Origin of the sequence: Azohydromonas sp., assembly GCF_035325925.1 — a bacterium.
GTDB lineage: Bacteria > Pseudomonadota > Gammaproteobacteria > Burkholderiales > Burkholderiaceae_C > Calidifontimicrobium.
On record NZ_DAOKZA010000001.1, the window covers coordinates 110,908 to 129,800 of the forward strand.

Below are 18,893 nucleotides of genomic sequence, written 5' to 3' on the forward strand. Positions count from 1 at the left end.
TCGTCATGGCGTCGCAGCGGCGCATGGCCGTCGTCAGGAGGCGGCAGGCGCGCGTCGGGGGGCGATCGCGACCCACGCCTCGTGGATCGGCTGCATCAGGCTCATGCACTCGTCGAGCAGCGCCTCGCGGTTGAGCAGGTTGGCCTCGGTGAGCCGGCGCGTCACGTAGAGGTACAGGTCGTCGAGGTCGCGCGCCAGCGCGCCGCCGGCCCGCGGGTCCAGGCCGGCGCGCAGGCCTTCGTCGACGATGCGCACGGCGCGCGAGATCGCGGCGCACTTCGTCGCCACGTCGCCACGGCGCATCGCTCCGCGCGCCTCGGCGACGGCCGTGGCGTAGCCGTCGAACAGCATGCTGATCAGCTGGTGGGGGTCGGCGCCGGCAACGCCGATCTCGACGGCGGCCTTGTGGTACGGGTTGGCGCGGCCGGCGGGCAGGGGACGCACGGCGGTGTCTATGGCGGCGGTCATGCTGGGTGGCGGCTGAAGTGGTTGCAGGGGATATCGGACCCCCACGGCGACGACTTGAGCGCCGCCCATCGGCAAACAGGGGTGCCGAGGCACCCCTGCTTCGCCGGCCCGCGCCGCGGCGTCAGTCGGTCGAGCGGTTGAACTGCGCGATCTGCTGCGTCATGTAGCTGGCCAGCCCGTTGAGCTGGCCGAGCTGCGCGTCGAGCGCCGTGTACTGGCGCAGCAGGCGCTGCTCGGTCAGCGCGACCCGGTCCTCGAGCCGCTGCTGTTGCGACCGGTTGGTCTTCAGTCGAGCGTTCAGTCCGTCGGTGCGGCTGTCGAGCACGCCGTCGTTGCCGAGCACCGCGTCGAGCCAGTCGTCGAGACGGTGCGCGAAGCCGGTGGCCGCGGCGTCGCCGGTGGCGGCGAACAGCTTGCGCAGTTCACCGAGGTTGGACAGCGCGTTGTCGAGCTTGCCGCCGACGACCTTGATCGTGCCGTCGGTCTGCGCGTCGAAGCCGATGTCGGACAGGCGGGTGAACACGCTGCTGGCCGTGCTGTTGTCGCCGATCAGGCCGCGCAGCTTCGAGGTGAGCATCGCCACCGAGCGGTCGCCCTGCAGCGGGCCGGAGCCGTTGCCGCCCGGATCGACCTTGGTCTGCTGGCGCAGCAGGGTGACGACCTCGTTGTACGCGGTGACGAACTCGTCGATCGACCTGCGAAGGCTCTCGGCGTCGGGGCTGACCGAAACCAGGACCGGGTCCGTCCCGGCCTGCGTCAGCGTCAGCGACAGGCCGCCGACGACGTCGCTCAGCGTGTTCGAGGTCGAGCGGACCGCCAGGCCGTCGATCTCGGCCAATGCGTCGGCGGCGCTCTTCGTACGCGCGAGGTGGCTCGCGCCGCCCGACGCGTCGAAGGCGAGTGCCGACAGGCCGCCGGCGTCGGTGTCGTTGCCGTCGCCATCGCCGCTGACCTGGATGCGAAACCCGTTCTCGACGCCGGTGTCGCGCGAGCGGATCACCAGCCGGGCCCCGTTGGCGTCGTTGACGATGCTGGCGCTGACGCCGGCTTCGGCGGCGTTGATGCGGTCGCGGATGCCCTCGAGCGTCTGGTCGTCGGGGCCGATGACGACCTCGATCGCGCTCGATCCGGGCTTCGGCACCGCAGGCATGGCGTCCCAGTCGCCGAGCTCGATGCGCAGCGTGCCTTGCCCGACGACCGCGGTGCGGTCGGCGTAGGCGCCCGACGCCAGCGACTGGCCCGAGGCCAGCTGCTGCACGACGACGCTGTAGCTGCCCGCCGGCGCGCCGGGGGAGACGCTGGCGGCGACCGCCTGGTTTCGGCTGCTGGTGGCGGTCACGGCCCCCCAGGTGTCGGAGCGCGTGAGGTTCGACGCCGCGGCCTGCAACGTCGCGAGCGCGCTCTGCAGCTTGCCCAACGCCGAGATCTGCGTCTGCATCTTCGACGCCGACGACTGCAGTTGCTCGATCGGCCGGCGCTCGATGGCCAGCAGCTGCGAGACGATCGACTTCACGTCGAGGCCGCTGCCGACGCCGGGTGCGGAGATCGTGGCCATCGAGAAGGCTCCTGCGCGGTGAAATGGTGATCACCCCGCGGCGCGGCCGGGCCAGGCGCGGGGTGAGATGATTTCGGCAGTGGCCGGCGCGCCTTGAGCGCGCCGCGCGGTCGGCGCGGTCAGCGCTGCAGCAGCGCCAGCACCTGCTGCGGCAGCTGATTCGCCTGCGCGACCATCGCGGTGCCCGCCTGCTGCAGGATCTGCGCGCGCGAAAGGTTCGCCGTCTCGGCGGCGAAGTCGGCGTCCATGATGCGCCCGCGGGCAGCGGCCTGGTTCTCGGCCGCGATCTGCAGGCTGGCGATGACCGCTTCGAAGCGGTTCTGCGCCGCACCGTACAGCGCGCGGGAACCGTTGAAGTCGTCGAGCGCGGCATCGATCGTGGCCAGCTGGGCGCTGGCGCTGGCCTGCGTCAGGATGTCGCCGGCGGCGAAGGTGCCGCTCAGGTCGGTGGTGGTGATCGTGACGACCTCGCCGGCGTTGGCCCCGACCTGGAAGTCCTGACCGCCGCTGACGGTCAGGATCGTCTGACCGTTGAACTGGGTCGTGGTGATCGTACGGTCGATCTCGAGCGCGAGCTGCTGGTACTCGGCGTCGAGGTTCTGCAGGTCGCCCGTGCTGTTCGTCGCGTTGGCGGCCTGCACCGCGAGTTCGCGCATGCGCTGCAGCATGTCGCCGATCTTGCCCAGGGCGCCTTCGGCGGTCTGCGCCAGCGAGATGCCGTCGTTGGCGTTGCGGATCGCGACGTTCATGCCGCGCACCTGCGCGTTCATGCGCTCGGCGATCGCGAGGCCCGCGGCGTCGTCCTTCGCGCTGTTGACGCGCAGTCCCGACGACAGGCGCTGCATCGACGTCGCCAGCGACGTCTGCGACGTCGACAGGTTGCGCTGGGCGTTCAGCGACATGATGTTCGTGTTGATGGTCTGCGGCATGCTTCACTCCGAGAGGTTCGCCGGACTCGACCATCGGGCAGGGCTGCGACGATGCGGCGCCGCGTCCCACCGGTGGCCACCGATGGCAGGCTCCGGACGTGGGGAGCCTGTGGTGGCGGATTCTTCAGCGGTGCCGGCCGGTGCGATGCGACGAACACCGGGGTCTTCGACGGCCAGATCGCGCCGTCGGCCGATGCACCCGGCACGCAAAGGAAAACGGGAGCCGTCGATGACGGCTCCCGTTCGCGGGCCATCGGGCGGCGACGCCGCCCCGTTCGCCGGGGCGGCGGCACACGCCGAGATCAGCGCAGCAGCGACAGCACGCTCTGCGGCAGCTGGTTGGCCTGCGCGATCATCGCGGTGCCCGCCTGCTGCAGGATCTGCGCGCGCGACAGGTTCGCCGTCTCCGACGCGAAGTCGGCGTCCATGATGCGGCCGCGCGCGGCGGCCTGGTTCTCGGCCGAGATCTGCAGGGTCGAGATGATCGACTCGAAGCGGTTCTGTGCCGCGCCGTAGAGGGCACGCTCGCCGTTGACAGCCGTAAGCGCGGCGTCGATGTCCGTCAGCGCGTCATTCGCGTTGGCGACGGAGTCGACCCCGCCGGTGGTCACGTCGGTGATCGCGGTGGCGCCCGCCATGTTGGTGGTGGTGATGGTCACCGTTTCGCCATTGTTGGCGCCGACCTGGAAGGCCATGGCACCAGCACCCGTGGAGAGAATGGCGATGCCGTTGAACTGCGTGCTCGTCAGCGTGCGGCCGATCTCGGCCGCCAGCTCGGTGTATTCCGCGTCGAGATTGGTGCGGTCGTCAGTGCCATTCGTCGCATTGGCCGACTGCACCGCGAGTTCGCGCATGCGCTGCAGCATGTCACCGACCTTGCCGAGCGCGCCTTCGGCGGTCTGCGCCAGCGAGATGCCGTCGTTGGCGTTGCGGATCGCGACGTTCATGCCGCGGACCTGCGCGTTCATGCGCTCGGCGATCGCCAGGCCGGCCGAGTCGTCCTTCGCGCTGTTGACGCGAAGACCCGACGACAGACGCTGCATCGACGTGGCGAGCGAGGATTGCGTGGCGCCGGTGTTGCGCTGCGCGTTCAGGGAGATGACGTTGGTGTTGATCGTCAGTGCCATTTGAGCAAACTCCTTTTACGGTTAGACGTGCCCGGCTCCGGTGCCGGCTTGCACCTGGCGTTGCGGCACCCGCCGCACGCCAACTACAACCCCGCAACGGCCGGCGGCCGCGTCGGGATGCCCGACGTCGGAGGGCGAGGCGCGGCGGGATTCGACTCCCGCCACTCCTTGACCGTCCAACCGGACCACGTACCCGAAGGCTCGAGTGCGTTGGTCCGGATATCGGAGGGGTTTCCCGCGTTCTTTAGCGGATTTTTTCCGGTCCTGTCGTGGCAGGTGTCTCTCTGCGTTCGCGCGTCGCGCGGCGGTGTCGCGCCGGGACCTGCGGGCGGGAACCCGCCATTTCGGTCACCGTGGCCGCGCCTTGAGCGTGCGAACGCATCGGTGATTTGCACGCCGCAGGGGCGCTTGTTCCGCGGACAGCCCGGCCGAAGGTGACCGTCCAATCCCAGTTCGTCAATCTCGCGCACTCCCATGGCTCGCCAACGCGTCTCGCTCGTCGTCATCGCTCGCAACGAAGCGCCCCGAATCGCGCGCTTGCTGCGCAGCGTCGCGTCATGGGTCGACTCGATGCTGGTGCTCGACACCGGCTCGGCCGACGACACCGCGGCCGTCGCACGGACCTGCGGCGCGCGCGTCGAGCACTTCGACTGGTGCGACGACTTCGCCGCCGCTCGCAACGTCGCGCTGGACGCGGCCGCAGCCGACTGGCACCTGGTGCTCGACGCCGATGAATGGTTGATCGACGGAGGCCCGGCACTGCGCGCGTTGGCATGCACACCGCCTCGCTTTGTCGGACGCGTGCATCTGGAGGACCGCTTCTACGATGGGCAGTGGCGCATCGCGCACAGCCACATCAGTCGCGTGCTGCCCGGACGGGTGCGCTACCGCGGTCGGGTGCACGAGCAGCCCAATCACGGTCTGCCGCAACGGCGCCTCCCGGTGCGGGTCGGTCACGACGGCTACGGACCGGGCGAGCTGGCACGCAAGCGCGGTCGCAACCGTGCACTGCTGCACGCGGAACTCGCCGCGCGCAGCGACGACCCTTACCTCTGGTACCAGTTGGGCAAGGATCACGGTGTCTACGAAGAGCACCACGCTGCCAGCGACTGCTTCGCGCGGGCATTGCAGCTGGCCCGCGTCGATGAACCTTGGCGCTTCGACCTGGTGGCGCGCTGCCTGTACTCGATGAAGTGCTGCGCGCGCCACGAGGCCGCGACCGCGCTCGCCGAGGCCGAGTTGGAGCGCTGTGCCGAATCGCCCGACTTCTTCTTCGCGGTCGGTGACCTGCTGCTCGATCGCGCCGCGCAGGACCCGCGGCAGGGCGAGGCCCTGCTGCCGCTGATCGAGGCGGCGTGGACGCGGTGCCTGGAGATCGGCGAGCGTCCCGAACTGCACGGCGCGGTATCCGGGCGCGGCAGCCACCTCGCGGCCCACAACCTTGCCGTGCTGTACGACACCCTTGGACAGTCGCAGCGCGCGGCGGACATGCGCCGCTTGCGCTTCGCGCCCAGCGTGCCGCCGTGCCATCACGACGTTGAGGGTGCCCGGCGATCGGCCGTCGCGCACGTGGGCTGATCGGTCGACACCCCCGCCCCGCACTCGCCTGCGCCTCGCCGCGGCCGTGCTGGCGCCTGGCGCGAGCGGCTTGCGACAGTCGTGGGTCGGAGTGCCTGCCCGGTGGACGCCGGGTGTCGCCTCCGCATCGGTCGACGCTGGCGGCCTGTGGACCGCGCCGTCCTTGGCGGGGCACCCGTGCCGGTCGGCCGCCGGAGGATGTAGGAATTTCTCCGACAAGCCCCGCAGACAAACCGGGACTCAAGCCACCGAACTGCCCTGATAACCGCACCCAGTTCGCGCTTCTACAGTTCGTTGCACACCGTCACCGAAACCCACCGCGAACCAAGGAGCCACCGATGAACGCCGACCAGATCCTCGCCGAGATCCGCGAAGCCAACCTGTCGTACCTGATGCTGGCGCAGAGCCTGATCCGCGGCGACCGCGAGCAGGCGCTGTTCCGCCTCGGCGTGTCGGAGGACACCGCGACGATGATCGCCGCGCTGACCCCGGCGCAGATGATGAAGATCGCCTCGGGCAACACGCTGCTGTGCCGCTTCCGCATGGACGACGACCTGGTGTGGAGCCTGCTGACCAGCCACGGCAAGGGCGCGGCCAACGAGAGCGTCAGCCGCCTGCACGCGTCGATCCTGATGGCCGGGCGCCATCAAGAGGCGGCCTGAGGCGGCCCGAGGCTGCGCGCGCACCGCGACACCGACACACGCACACGCACAGGAGGGAGAACCCATGGCCCGCAACAAGAGCATCCTCACCGAGGCGCGCCAGATCGAGCGCGCGGTCACGCTGATCCACCTCGGCGCGCGGCTGCAGGTGCTCGAGTCCGAGACCGACCTCAGCTACGAGCGCCTGCTGCGCCTGTACAAGGAGGTCGCTGGCAAGAGCCCGAGCAAGGGCCAGCTGCCGTTCTCCACCGACTGGTTCATGACCTGGCAGCCGAACATCCACGCCAGCCTGTTCCTGAACATCCACGAGTACCTGAACAAGGCCGCGGCGCTCGACGAGATCGACGTCGTCATCAAGGCCTACCAGCTGTACCTCGAGCAGACGCAGTCGCAGGGCCTCGAGCCGCTGCTGTCGGTCACGCGCGCCTGGCGGCTGGTGAAGTTCGTCGACAACGGCATGCTGACGATGACCCGGTGCCGCAAATGCGGCGGGCACTTCGTGACGCACCCGCACGAGATCGCCAAGCACTACGTGTGCGGGCTGTGCAACCCGCCGGCGCGCGCCGGCAAGGGCCGCGCCAGCGGGGCGCTGCACCTGGGCCCGGCCGGCGAACGCACCGGCGCGGTGCACTGACGCGATCGCGGCGCGGCGTGGGGGGCGGGGGGCTCAAGCCCGCCGCGCGCGTGCCGATACCGGACACGAAGGGGTCGCCCCCCGGCTTTAATTGCCCGTCTCCCCCTGGCACAGCCCTCTGTGCTTTTCGCGGGGGGTCGCCATCGGCCCGCCGCTTTTTCGTCGGCGCCACCGCCTGCGCGCCGCGCGAGAAGCGCGGACATCGGGGCCTGATTCAAGTCGTTTCGGGCGGCGCCGATAACGGGCGCAAACCTCCGCAGCGCCACAAGCATGTTCGTCATCATCGGCTGGGTCGTCGCCCTGGCTGCCGTGTTCGGTGTCTTCATCGCGCACGGCGGCAACATCGGCGTCGTCATGGCGGCGCTGCCGTTCGAGATGGCGGCCATCGGCGGCGCCGCGCTCGGCGCGTTCATCGCCACCAACCCGCCGAAGGTGCTCAAGGCCACGGCGCGCGGGCTGGGGCTGTGCTTCAAGGGCAGCAAGTACACCAAGGCGCGTTACATGGAGCTGATGGCGCTGCTGTACGACATCCTGCAGAAGGCGCGCAAGGAAGGGCTGATGTCGATCGAGAACGACGTCGAGCAGCCCGAGAGCTCGCCGATCTTCCAGAAGTACCCCAACGTCGGCGGCGACCACCACGTGGTCGAGTTCGTCACCGACTACCTGCGCATGATGGTCTCGGGCAACCTCAACGCGCACGAGATCGAGTCGCTGATGGACAGCGAGATGGAGACCCACCACCACGAGTCGCACGCCGCGGTGGCCGCGCTGCAGCGGCTGGCCGGCGGCCTGCCGGCGTTCGGCATCGTCGCCGCGGTGCTCGGCGTGGTCAACACGATGGGCTCGGTCGGCCAGCCGCCGGCGGTGCTCGGCGCGATGATCGGCTCGGCGCTGGTGGGCACCTTCCTCGGCATCCTGCTGGCCTACGCCTTCGCCGAGCCGCTGGCCGGGCTGCTCGAGCAGAAGCTCGACGAGCAGTCCAAGGAGCTGCACTGCATCAAGACCACGCTGCTGGCCAGCATGCAGGGCTACGCGCCGCAGGTGGCGGTCGAGTTCGGGCGCAAGGTGCTGTACTCGACCGAGCGGCCGAGCTTCGTCGAACTGGAAAGCCACGTGAAGGGGAAGAAGTGAGGCCCCCCCCCGAAGCGGCTTCGGCGCCTCCCCCCCAGGGGGGCGCCGCCGGCGGACCGGCGAAGCCGGATCCGCGGCGGCCGCTTGAACGTGCCGCTCGCGCCTTCGGCGCTTGCGGCCACTCCACCGATACGCAGGGGTGAGCCGTGGCGGGGGATGCCAAGAAGCTGCAGCCGATCATCATCAAGCGCGTGCGCAAGGGCGGGCACGGCCACCATGGCGGCGCGTGGAAGATCGCCTACGCCGACTTCGTCACCGCGATGATGGCGTTCTTCCTGCTGATGTGGCTGCTGGGCAGCACCACCGAGGGCGACCGCAAGGGCATCGCCGACTACTTCAGCTCGCCGCTGAAGATCGCGCTGCTGTCGTCGGGCTCCGGGTCGGGCGACGCGTCGCACGTGATCAAGGGCGGCGGCCAGGACCTGACGCGCACCACCGGCCAGGTCAAGCGCGGCGAGATCGCCGCGCCGCGCGCCACCGTCAACCTGCAGGCGCTGAAGGAGGAGCAGCAGCGCGCCGAGCGCGCGCGGCTCGAGGAGCTGAAGCACAAGGTCGAGCGCCAGATCGCCGCGCACCCGCGCCTCGAGGCGCTGGCCGCGCAGATTCGCCTGGACATGACGCGCGACGGGCTGCGCATCCAGATCGTCGACGAGCACAACCGCCCGATGTTCGCCAGCGGCAGCGCGGTGGTGCAGCCGTACATGCGCGAGCTGCTGCGCGAGATCGGCACCGCGCTGGCCGAGGTGCCGAACCACCTCACGCTCGAGGGCCACACCGATGCCGCGCCGTTCGCCGGCGGCGAGCGCGGCTACAGCAACTGGGAGCTGTCGGCCGACCGCGCCAACGCGTCGCGCCGCGAGCTGGTCGCCGGCGGCCTGCCCGACGACCGCGTGCTGCGCGTCCAGGGGCTGGCCGCGAGCACGCCCTTCGTCGAAGCCGACCGCTTCCACGCGCAGAACCGGCGCATCAGCATCATCGTGATGAACCGCGACGCCGAGGACCGCTTCTTCCGCACCGCGCCCGAGGTGGCCGAGGCCCTCGGCGCGGCGCCCGCTTCGCCACCGCTTGCCGCATCCCGCTGAGGCCCTGCCCCGAGAGAACCCCCATGAGCAACCCGACCGACCTGAAGTTCCTGATCGTCGACGACTTCTCCACGATGCGGCGCATCATCCGCGGCCTGCTCAAGGAGATGGGCTGCCACCACGCCGACGAGGCCGAGGACGGCGCGATCGCGCTGAACATGCTGCGCGCGCAGAAGTTCGACTTCGTCGTCAGCGACATCAACATGCCGAACATGAACGGCTTCGAGCTGCTCAAGGCGATCAAGGCCGACGACGAACTGAAGCACCTGCCGGTGCTGATGGTCACCGCCGAGGCGCGCAAGGAGGACATCGTGCTCGCCGCGCAGAGCGGCGCGGCCGGCTACATCGTCAAGCCCTTCACCAAGGCCACGCTCGAGGAGAAGGTGCACAAGATCATGCAGAAGCTGGCGGCCACCGCCTGAACGACGGAGACGCGACGATGAAGATGGACGACCTCTCCGTGCTCGCACCGCAGATGGCCGCGCAGGCCTCGCCCGAGATCTTCCAGCAGCTCGGCGCGATCACGCGCCAGCTGCACGACACGCTGCAGCAGCTCGGCGTGATGCCCAAGCTGCAGCAGGCCGCCGACGGCCTGCCCGACGCGCGCAGCCGGCTGAACTACATCGCCAACAAGACCGCCGACGCGGCCAACAAGGTGCTCAACTCGGTCGACCAGGCCAAGGCCGAGCACGGCCACATCAGCGAGCAGACGCGGCGCATCGCGCAGGCCATCACCGCCGATCCGGTGCGCGCGGTGGCCTCGGGCGCGGTGCTGAACTTCGTCGGCGACGTCGAGGCGGCCACTGCGCGCATCGACCGGCACCTGACCGACATCATGCTGGCGCAGGACTTCCACGACCTCACCGGCCAGGTGGTCGCCAAGGTCGTCGCGCTGGCCACCGACCTCGAGGACAGCCTGATCAAGCTGCTGGTGCAGGCGGCGCCGCCCGAGCAGGCGCAGAAGGTCGAGGCCGCGGTGCTCAGCGGCCCCGTCGTCGACCCCGAGGGCCGCACCGACGTCGTGAAGAACCAGAGCGAGGTCGACGACCTGCTGGCCAGCCTGGGGTTCTGAACGCTCTGCCGCCGCGGGCCGCCCGCCGACTGTGCTGTCCGCCGCCGTTGATGCGCGATCGGGCCGCCGGGGCGCCCTGTTGCGCTCATGTCCCCCGGCGCCCGCCTTCGGCAGGTGCCTCCTCCTTGACTTCGCTCCACAGGGCCCCCCGGCGACCCGATCGTTGAGCCGTGGCGCACTGGGTCGCTCGCAGGCCACGACGGTGGACCACCAAGGTCGGTGGGTGGCTGCCGCAGCGAAGTGAAGGAGGAGGCGTCGACCGCAGGTCGGCGCCGGGGGACATGAGCGGAGGCAGCCACCCGCCGGCCTTGGCACGCGACTGTCGCAGTACGCGCTCCAACCATGCCATGACCGCACCCACCGAGCCCGGTCCGCTCGGCCGAGCGGGCGGCGCCGGAGGCGCCCTGCGCCTCAGCCCGTGTTGCGCAGCGCCGCTGCGATGCCGTTGATCGAGATGTGGATGCCGCGCTGCAGCCGGTCGGTGGCCGCCTCGGCGTCGCTGCGCCGGCGGAAGCGCCGCATCAGCTCGACCTGCAGGTGGTTCAGCGGGTCGATGTACGGGCGGCGGTGGTCGAGCGAGCGCGCCAGCGCCGGGTTGCCGGCCAGCCGTTCGCGCTCGCCGGTGATCAGCGCCAGCGCCTCGTGCGCGCGCAGCCACTCGGCCTCGATCGCCGCGAAGATGCGCCGGCCCAGCCGCCGGTCGTCGACCAGTTCGACGTAGCGCCGCGCGATGCGCAGGTCGGTCTTGGCCAGCACCATGTCCAGGTTCGACAGCAGCGCGCGGAAGAACGGCCAGCGTCGGTGCATGCGCTGCAGCAGCGCCAGGCGAATGCGCCGGCGCGCCGCGTCGGTGCCGAGGAACGCCTCGACCGCGGCGCCGAATCCGCACCAGCCCGGCAGCGCGACGCGGCACTGGCCCCAGCTGAAGCTCCACGGGATCGCGCGCAGGTCGGCGATCGAGGGCGACACCCGGCCGTCCTTCGGGCGCGACGCCGGGCGCGAGCCGAGGTTCAGTTCGGCGATCTCGCGGATCGGCGTGGCCGCGAAGAAATAGTCGGCGAAGCCGGGCGTGTCGTACACCAGCGCGCGGTAGGCCCGGTGGCTGGCCTCGCTGAGCTCGGCGGCCGCGTCGAGGAAGGCCTTCGGCGCGCTCTTCGTCGGGTGCAACAGCGTCGCCTCGAGCGTCGCGGCGACCAGCGTCTCGAGGTTGCGGCGGCCGATCTCGGGGTTCGCGTACTTGCTGTTGATCACCTCGCCCTGCTCGGTAAGGCGGATCTGCGCGTCGACCGTGCCCGGCGGCTGTGCCAGGATCGCCTCGTAGCTGGGGCCGCCGCCGCGCCCGACGGTGCCGCCGCGGCCGTGGAACAGGCGCAGCCGCACGCCGCGCAGCTCGCCGTCGGCGGCGAACAGCGCCGCCAGCGCGACCTCGGCGCGGTACAGCTCCCAGTTGCTCGTGAAGAAGCCGCCGTCCTTGTTGCTGTCGCTGTAGCCGAGCATCACCTCCTGCTCGCCGCCGCTGCGCTCGACCATCGCGCGCACGCCCGGCAGCGCGAAGAAGGCGCGCATGATCGGCTCGGCGCGGCGCAGGTCGCCGATGGTCTCGAACAGCGGCACGACGATCAGGTCGCTGACGGCGGCGTCGTTCAGCGTGCCGCGCACCAGCCCGGTCTCCTTGAGCAGCAGCAGTTCGAGCAGGTCGCTGACGTCCTCGGTGTGGCTGATGATGCAGTGGCGCAGCGCCGCGGGGCCGTGGCGCCGGCGCGCCTCGAGCGCGGCGTCGAACACCGCCAGCTCACGCTGCGCGAGCGACGAGTAGGCATGGCCGACGACGCGCACCGGCCGCGCGTCGTCGAGCAGCGCGAGCAGCCGCGCGCGCTTGCCGGCCTCGTCGAGCGCCGCGTAGTCGGCTTCGAGCCGCGCGGCGGCGAGCAACTCGGCGACGACCGCCTCGTGGCGGTCCGAGCTCTGGCGCAGGTCCAGCGTCGCGAGGTGGAAGCCGAACACCTGCACCGCGCGCCGCAGCGGCGCCAGCCGCGGCGCCACCAGCGCCGCCGCCTGGTGGCGGCGCAGCGACGTCTCGATGACACGCAGGTCGGCGAGGAACTCGTCGGCGGTGGCGTAAGGGTCCTGCGGCGCCACCGCGTGGCGCAGCGCCTCGGTGCCGGTCAGCGCGTGCAGCGTCGCCGCCAGCCGCGCGTAGATGCCGGTCAGCGCGCGGCGGTACGGCTCGTCGGCGCGGTGCGGGTTGCGGTCGGGGCTGCGTTCGGCCAGCGCGGCCATCTCGGGCGTCACCGGCGCGAGCAGCTGCGACAGCGACAGCTCGGCGCCGAGCTCGTGCACCTCGGTCAGATAGAAGCGCAGCGCCACCTCGGCCTGGCGCGCGAGCGCGGTGCGCAGCGTGCCGGCGTCGACGTGGGGGTTGCCGTCGCGGTCGCCGCCGATCCAGTGCCCCATGCGCAGGAAGCTGGCCACCGGGTGGCCGGGCAGCGCGCGCTCGAGCTCGGCGTACAGGCGCGGGATCTGGCGCAGGAAGGTCGCCGGGTAGTAGCTCAGCGCGTTCTCGATCTCGTCGTCCACCGTCAGCCTGGCGTGGCGCAGCATGCGGGTGAGCCACAGCTGGGTCACGCGCGCGCGCAGCAGCGCCTCGTTGTCGGCGCGTTCGGCATCGGTGGCCAGCGCGTCGCGGCGTGCGACGAGTTCGGCGACATCGCGCTCGGCGTCGAGGATGCTCTTGCGCTGCACCTCGGTGGGATGCGCGGTGAGCACCGGCGAGACGTGCGCGCGTTCGAGCACGCGCGCGACGTCGGCGGCGCGCACGCCGGCGCGCGCCAGGCGCTCGAAGCACGCCGCGAGCGAGCCGGCCTGCAGGTCGCCGCGCGCGGCGCGCAACGTGCGCCGGCGCACATGGTGGCGGTCCTCGGCGATGTTGGCCAGGTGGCTGAAGTAGCTGAACGCGCGCACCACGCTGACCGCCTGTTCGACCGACAGGTTCTTCAGCAGCCGGTCGAGCGCCCTGCCGGCGGCGGCGTCGCGCTTGAGCCGGTACGCCACCGACAGCTGGCGGATGCGCTCGACGAGCGCGAAGGCCTCGGCGCCTTCCTGCTCGCGGATGACGTCGCCGAGGATGCGCCCGAGCAGGCGGATGTCGTCCATCAGCGGGCGGTTCTTCGCCGCGGCGTCGTCGCGGCGGCGGGAAGCGGTGGGGCGCGGCATGGCGGGGGCGGGGGTCGGACGGCCGATGCTACCGGGCGCGGCGCCGCGCCGCTGCGCGGCGGCCGCGCGCGGCCCGACCATAATCCGCCGCATGAGCCAGACCCCCGTGATCATCGCCACGCGCGAGAGCCGCCTCGCGCTGTGGCAGGCCGAGCACGTGCGCGCGCTGCTGCGCGAGCGCCTCGGCGTCGGCGTCGAGCTGCTGGGCATGACCACGCGCGGCGACCAGATCCTCGACCGCACGCTGTCGAAGGTGGGCGGCAAGGGACTGTTCGTCAAGGAGCTCGAGACCGCGCTCGAGGACGGCCGCGCGCACCTGGCGGTGCACTCGCTGAAGGACGTGCCGATGGCGCTGCCCGAGGGCTTCGTGCTCGCTGCGGTGCTCGAGCGCGAGGACCCGCGCGACGCCTTCGTCAGCGCCCGCTTCGAGTCGCTCGATGCGCTGCCCGCCGGTGCGGTGGTCGGCACGTCGAGCCTGCGCCGCGAGGTGCAGCTGCGCGTGCTGCGCCCCGACCTGCGCATCGAGCCGCTGCGTGGCAACCTCGACACGCGGCTGCGCAAGCTCGACGAAGGCGGCTACGACGCGATCGTGCTCGCTGCGGCCGGGCTCGTGCGCCTCGGCCTCGCGTCGCGCATCCGTGCGCGCTTCGGGCCCGAGCGGATGCTGCCCGCGGCCGGGCAGGGTGCGCTGGGCATCGAGCTGCGCGAGGACGCGCTGGCGCTGCGCGAGCGCGTCGCGACGCTCACGCACGCGCCGACCTGGCTGGCCACGCACGCCGAGCGTGCGGTATCGCGCACGCTCGGCGGCAGTTGCAGCGTGCCGCTGGCGGCGCACGCGCGCTTCGACGGCGCGCTGCTGCGCCTGGACGCGCTGCTCGGCGACGCCCACCGCGCCGGCCGTGCGCTGCTGCGCGTGCAGGTCGAGTCGCCGGTGGCCGACACCGCGCAGGCCGAGGCGCTGGGCGAGCAGGCGGCCCACGCGCTGCTGGTGCAAGGCGCGGGCGACTACCTCGCCGCGGCCGACTGACGCCGTGCCGACGACGCGCGTGGTCGTCACGCGGCCGCAGCCGCAGGCCGACGAGTGGGCGCAGCGCCTGCGCGCCGCGGGCTTCGATGCCGTCGCGCTGCCGCTGCTGGGCATCGAGGCCGCCGACGACCCGGCACCGGTCGACGCGGCGTGGCGCGCGCTGGCCGGCGCCGATGCGCCGGCGATGCTGGTGTTCGTCAGCCCGAACGCGGTCGAGCGGTTCTTCGCGCGGTGCCCCGCGGGCGCCACCTGGCCGGCGCGCGTCACGGCGGCGGCGCCCGGGCCCGGCACGGCGCAGGTGCTGCTCGCGCGCGGCGTGCCGCCGGCGTGCCTCGTGCAGCCGGCGGCCGACGCGCCGCAGTTCGACTCCGAGGCGCTGTGGGCGCGGCTGCGCGAGCGCGACTGGCGCGGCGCGCACGTGCTGATCGTGCGCGGCGACGGCGGGCGCGACTGGCTGTGCGAGACGCTGCGCGCCGCCGGCGCCGACGTGGACTTCGTGCAGGCCTACCAGCGCGGCGCGCCGCAGCCCACGGTCGCCGAGCGCGCGCTGCTCGCGCAGGCGCTGGCCGCCCCGGGCGGGCACCTGTGGCTGTTCAGCAGTTCCGAGGCGGTGGGCCGCCTGCGCGCGCTCGCGCCGCACGCGGCGTGGCGTGGCGCGACGGCGCTGTGCTCGCACCCGCGCATCGCCGAGGCGGCACGCGCGCTCGGCGTGGGCCGCGTGCACGAGGTGCGGCCGGCCTTCGACGCGGTCGTGGGCGTGCTTCGCGAGGTGGCGCGCGGTTGAGCCGCGCCGCGCGCGCGTTGGCGACAATCGCGCGATGGACCCGACCCGACAGGCGATCACCCCCGAGCTGCGGCGCTGGATCGTCGAGCAGGCGCGCGCCGGACAGCCGCCCGACGGCGTGCTCGCGGCGATGCGTGCCAGCGGCTGGCACGAGGACGTCGCGATCGCGGCGATCGAGCAGGCGCTGCAGGACTTTCTGCAGGAGCAGGGCATCGCCGCACCGGTGCCGGTGCCCGCGCCCGAACTGGAAGGCTCGCCGTCGGTGGTGCGCGCCGGCGACCGCGACGTGCAGGTGCTGCTGCAGATGGCGCTGCCGCGCGTGGTGGTGTTCGGCGCGCTGCTGAGCGCGGCCGAGTGCGAGCAGCTGATCGAGCTGGCGCGCCCGCGGCTGGCGCGCTCGCAGACGGTGCAGCAGGCCACCGGCGGCAGCGAGGTCAACGCCGCGCGCACCAGCCGCGGCATGTTCTTCCAGCGCGGCGAGAACGAGGTCGTCGCGCGCATCGAGCGGCGCATCGCCGCGCTGCTGCACTGGCCGCTGGACCACGGCGAGGGGCTGCAGGTGCTGCACTACGGCCCCGGCGCCGAATACCAGCCGCACCACGACTACTTCGACCCGGCGCAGCCGGGAACGCCGACCATCCTCAGGCGTGGTGGCCAGCGCGTGGGCACCGTGGTGATGTACCTGAACACGCCGGCCCGCGGCGGCGGCACGACCTTTCCCGACGTCGGGCTCGAGGTCGGCGCGGTGCGCGGCAATGCGGTGTTCTTCAGCTACGGCCGCGCGCACCCGGTGACGAAGACGCTGCACGGCGGCGCGCCGGTGGTCGAGGGCGAGAAGTGGGTCGCGACGAAGTGGCTGCGCGAGGGCGTGTTCACCTGACGGCGCGCCGACACGTTCAGGTCGACGTCGCGACCGCGCGCGCGCCGACCGCCGCCAGCCACGACAGCGCCAGCGCGGTGGCCACCGGCCACGCGTAGCGCCAGCCGCCGGCGGCCCAGGCGACGACGCTGCGCACCGCGGTGTTGGTGCCGATCGCCGCGAGGATCGCCAGCGTGGCGGTGTCGACGCCGAGCCGGCCGTCGCGCACCAGCGCGCCGAGCGCGACGATGCCCGACTGTGCGTCGGCCAGCCCCGACAGCGCGCTGCCGGCCAGCGCACCGGCGTCGCCGAAACGCGACTGCGCCGCGCTGACGAGCATCGTCACCGCGGTCAGCAGCAGCGCGACGACGGCGGCTTCGCGCACGCGCAATGGCCCGTCGGTGCCTGCGCGCGGCGCCGGCGCACCGGGGTCGGCCGAGCCGCGGCGCGCCAGCAGCGCGGCGGTCGCGGCGGCGGCGAGCGCACCGGCGGTCGCGACGGGCCAGAAGGACGCGGCGGCGACCGGCGCCACCGCAGCGAGCATCAGCGCCGCCTGCACCCAGGTCGCGGCGCTCGACATCACCGCGCCGCCCTGCGCGAGCGCGGTGACCGCCGGCGCGCGCCGCGCCTGCGCGCCCATCGACGCGACGGTCGCGGTGCTGGAGACGAAGCCCGACGCGAAGCCCGACAGCAGCAGCCCGCGCCGCGCGCCGAGCAGGCGCAGCGCGACGTGGCCGGCCGCCTGCAGCAGCAGGATCAGCAGCATCAGCGCCGCCAGCGTGTGGGCGCGCAGACCGGCCAGCCAGGGCAGAGGCTCGCGCGGCAGCAGCGGCAGCACGACCAGCGCCAGCGCCGCGAGCAGCAGCAGGTCGTGCAGCTCGGCTTCGCTGAGCAGCCGCGTGGCGAAGCGGTGCAGGCGGCTGCGCGCGGCCAGCAGCACCGCCAGCGCCACCGACGCGCCGGCGGCCAGCGCCGGCTGCGGCAGCGCCAGCACGCCGATCGCATAGGTCACCACCAGCGCCAACTCGGTGGTCATGCCCGGGTCGTTCGAGTGCGAGCGCGCGTAGGCGATGGCCACCAGCACGACCACCGCGAGCGCGCCGATGGCCACCAGCCATCCCGGCCGGCCGCCGTCGGCCACGTGCGCCAGCGCGCCGCCCAGCGCGGCGACGGCGAAGGTGCGGATGCCCGCGGCGTGGCGCTGCGCGCCGCGGCCCTTGCGCCGCTCGCGCTCGATTCCGACGAGCAGGCCGGCGCCCAGCGCCACCGCCAGCCCGAGCGCGACCTCGGTCGCGGACGCCGCGGCGTTCACACCTCGAAGCGCCCGCCGTGCGGCGGCACGCGCACGCGCCAGCGCAGCTCGTCCTGGATGCGCAGGCGCAGCGCGTCGGCCGCGGCGGCCTCGCCGTGCACGACGAAGGTCTGGCGCGGCGGCGCGTCGAAGCCGCGCAGCCAGTGCATCACGCCGTCGGCGTCGGCGTGGCCGGAGAACACCTCGAGCTGGCTGACCTGCGCGCGCGCCGGCACGTACTCGCCGTGGATCTTCACCGACGGCGCGCCGGCCACGAGGTGCGCGCCGCGGGTGCCGCCGACCTGAAAGCCGGCGAACACCACGTGGTGGCGCGGGTCGGGCAGCAGCGTCTTGAGGTGGTGCAGCACGCGCCCGCCGGTGGCCATGCCGCTGGCCGAGATGATGACCGCCGGGTAGTGGCGCTGCGCCAGCTTGGCCGACTGCGCCGCGCGCGCGACCAGCGTGACCCCGTCGGTCAGCGTGGCGATCTCGCGCGCCGCCACGCGCAGCAGCCGGCGGTGGCGCTGGTACAGCTCGGTGGCCTCGATGGCCATCGGGCTGTCGAGGTAGATCGGCAGCCGGCGGGGAATCTGGCCCGTCGCCTTGAGACGCTGCAGCACGAGCAGCAGCGCCTGCGCGCGGCCGACGGCGAACGACGGCAGCAGCACCGAGCCGCCACGCGCGACCGTGTCGCGCACGATCGCGCCGAGCCGCTGCATCGCATCGTCGCGCGGGTGCAGCCGGTCGCCGTAGGTCGACTCGACGAGCAGCACGTCGGCGCGAGCCACGCGATGCGGCGCCGGCATCAGCAGGTCGTCGTCGCGGCCGAGGTCGCCCGAGTAGACCAGCGTGTCGTGGCCGGCGCGCAGCGTCACCGCGCACGCGCCCAGCAGGTGACCCACCGGCGTCAGCGACACGTGCACCCGGCCCAGCGCCAGTTCGCGCCCGGGCGACAGCGGCACGATCTTCGCGATCGCACGCTTCGCGTCGGCGGTGGTGTACAGCGGCAGCGCCTTGTCGTGCCGCGTGTACGCGTAGCGGTTGGCGCGGCGTGCGTCCTCCTCCTGCAGGCGTGCGCTGTCGAGCAGCATGACCTCGGCGAGGTCGCGCGTGGCCGGCGTCGCGTAGATGGGCCCGCGAAAGCCCGAACGCACCAGCCGCGGCAGCCAGCCCGAGTGGTCGAGGTGCGCGTGGCTGAGCACCACCGCGTCGGCGCCGAGCAGGGCGGGCGCCGGTGGCAGCCAGTTGCGCTCGCGCAGCACCTTGTAGCCCTGGAACATGCCGCAGTCGAGCAGCACGCGCGTGCCGGCCATCTCGACGAGGTGGCGCGAGCCGGTGACGGTGTCGGCGGCGCCGTGGAAGTGGATGTGCATCGTGGTCTCGGCGCAGTGCGGTGCCCGGGCCCGTGGGCGAGCACGCACCGGCGGGTGCGGCCCGGTCGTCGGGGCGGGGTGAGCACAGGCGCGCAGTCTATGCGCACG

At 72.7% G+C, this 18,893-nt stretch carries 17 protein-coding genes; 10 read left to right on the top strand and 7 right to left on the bottom strand.

From position 1 onward, the window contains the following. Positions 1 to 33 precede the first annotated feature (33 nt). From fliS to PKC53_RS00510, 4 genes are all read right to left on the bottom strand, one after another. A complete protein-coding gene (gene fliS, locus PKC53_RS00495) occupies positions 34 to 468 on the bottom strand; it encodes a flagellar export chaperone FliS (RefSeq protein WP_324425166.1) in 435 nt (144 codons plus the stop codon). Positions 469 to 589: 121 nt separating this feature from the next. Then, positions 590 to 2,023 (bottom strand): flagellar filament capping protein FliD, encoded by a 1,434-nt coding sequence (gene fliD, locus PKC53_RS00500; protein ID WP_324425168.1) that lies wholly within the window; start codon positions 2,021 to 2,023, stop codon positions 590 to 592. 119 nt (positions 2,024 to 2,142) lie between these two features. Beyond that, positions 2,143 to 2,952, bottom strand: coding sequence for a flagellin (locus tag PKC53_RS00505; RefSeq protein WP_324425170.1), 810 nt, complete (start codon positions 2,950 to 2,952; stop codon positions 2,143 to 2,145). Between the two features lie 302 nt (positions 2,953 to 3,254). Next, positions 3,255 to 4,079: a flagellin gene (locus PKC53_RS00510; protein ID WP_324425172.1), complete on the bottom strand. Its 825-nt coding sequence runs from the start codon at positions 4,077 to 4,079 to the stop codon at positions 3,255 to 3,257. A gap of 474 nt (positions 4,080 to 4,553) precedes the next feature. Here PKC53_RS00510 and PKC53_RS00515 point away from each other — a divergent pair, with 474 nt between their 5' ends. The 7 genes from PKC53_RS00515 (at position 4,554) to PKC53_RS00545 (ending at position 10,238) form a co-directional block, all read left to right on the top strand. Then, positions 4,554 to 5,657: a glycosyltransferase family 2 protein gene (locus PKC53_RS00515; RefSeq protein ID WP_324425174.1), complete on the top strand. Its 1,104-nt coding sequence runs from the start codon at positions 4,554 to 4,556 to the stop codon at positions 5,655 to 5,657. A gap of 338 nt (positions 5,658 to 5,995) precedes the next feature. Next, positions 5,996 to 6,319 (top strand): flagellar transcriptional regulator FlhD, encoded by a 324-nt coding sequence (gene flhD / locus PKC53_RS00520; protein ID WP_324425176.1) that lies wholly within the window; start codon positions 5,996 to 5,998, stop codon positions 6,317 to 6,319. A gap of 64 nt (positions 6,320 to 6,383) precedes the next feature. Continuing rightward, entirely contained in the window at positions 6,384 to 6,953 is a 570-nt protein-coding gene (flhC, locus tag PKC53_RS00525; protein ID WP_324425178.1) for a flagellar transcriptional regulator FlhC, read from the top strand. Positions 6,954 to 7,223: 270 nt separating this feature from the next. Beyond that, on the top strand, positions 7,224 to 8,084 hold the full coding sequence (motA, locus tag PKC53_RS00530; RefSeq protein ID WP_324425180.1) for a flagellar motor stator protein MotA: 861 nt from the start codon (positions 7,224 to 7,226) through the stop codon (positions 8,082 to 8,084). A 146-nt stretch (positions 8,085 to 8,230) separates the two neighbouring features. Then, positions 8,231 to 9,166 (top strand): flagellar motor protein MotB, encoded by a 936-nt coding sequence (gene motB, locus PKC53_RS00535; RefSeq protein WP_324425182.1) that lies wholly within the window; start codon positions 8,231 to 8,233, stop codon positions 9,164 to 9,166. 23 nt (positions 9,167 to 9,189) lie between these two features. Beyond that, a complete protein-coding gene (gene cheY, locus PKC53_RS00540; protein WP_324425184.1) occupies positions 9,190 to 9,588 on the top strand; it encodes a chemotaxis response regulator CheY in 399 nt (132 codons plus the stop codon). A 17-nt stretch (positions 9,589 to 9,605) separates the two neighbouring features. Beyond that, complete coding sequence (locus tag PKC53_RS00545) at positions 9,606 to 10,238, top strand: protein phosphatase CheZ (protein ID WP_324425186.1); 633 nt, start codon at positions 9,606 to 9,608, stop codon at positions 10,236 to 10,238. 411 nt (positions 10,239 to 10,649) lie between these two features. On the opposite strand, the gene ppc is transcribed toward PKC53_RS00545, so the two are convergent. After that, positions 10,650 to 13,451, bottom strand: a complete 2,802-nt coding sequence (gene ppc / locus PKC53_RS00550; RefSeq protein ID WP_324425188.1) for a phosphoenolpyruvate carboxylase — start codon at positions 13,449 to 13,451, stop codon at positions 10,650 to 10,652. Positions 13,452 to 13,542: 91 nt separating this feature from the next. On the opposite strand from ppc, the gene hemC reads away from it, so the two are divergent. The 3 genes from hemC to PKC53_RS00565 are packed head-to-tail and all read left to right on the top strand — an operon-like array spanning position 13,543 to position 16,142. Beyond that, positions 13,543 to 14,478, top strand: coding sequence for a hydroxymethylbilane synthase (gene hemC / locus PKC53_RS00555; protein ID WP_324425190.1), 936 nt, complete (start codon positions 13,543 to 13,545; stop codon positions 14,476 to 14,478). Between the two features lie 4 nt (positions 14,479 to 14,482). After that, a complete protein-coding gene (locus PKC53_RS00560; protein WP_324425192.1) occupies positions 14,483 to 15,262 on the top strand; it encodes a uroporphyrinogen-III synthase in 780 nt (259 codons plus the stop codon). A 34-nt stretch (positions 15,263 to 15,296) separates the two neighbouring features. Next, on the top strand, positions 15,297 to 16,142 hold the full coding sequence (locus PKC53_RS00565) for a 2OG-Fe(II) oxygenase (RefSeq protein WP_324425194.1): 846 nt from the start codon (positions 15,297 to 15,299) through the stop codon (positions 16,140 to 16,142). 16 nt (positions 16,143 to 16,158) lie between these two features. Here PKC53_RS00565 and PKC53_RS00570 read toward each other — a convergent pair whose 3' ends face one another. After that, complete coding sequence (locus PKC53_RS00570; RefSeq protein ID WP_324425196.1) at positions 16,159 to 17,433, bottom strand: MgtC/SapB family protein; 1,275 nt, start codon at positions 17,431 to 17,433, stop codon at positions 16,159 to 16,161. Next, on the bottom strand, positions 17,430 to 18,785 hold the full coding sequence (locus PKC53_RS00575; RefSeq protein WP_324425198.1) for an MBL fold metallo-hydrolase: 1,356 nt from the start codon (positions 18,783 to 18,785) through the stop codon (positions 17,430 to 17,432). The genes PKC53_RS00570 and PKC53_RS00575 overlap by 4 nt, the downstream gene beginning before the upstream one ends. Positions 18,786 to 18,893 lie beyond the last annotated feature (108 nt).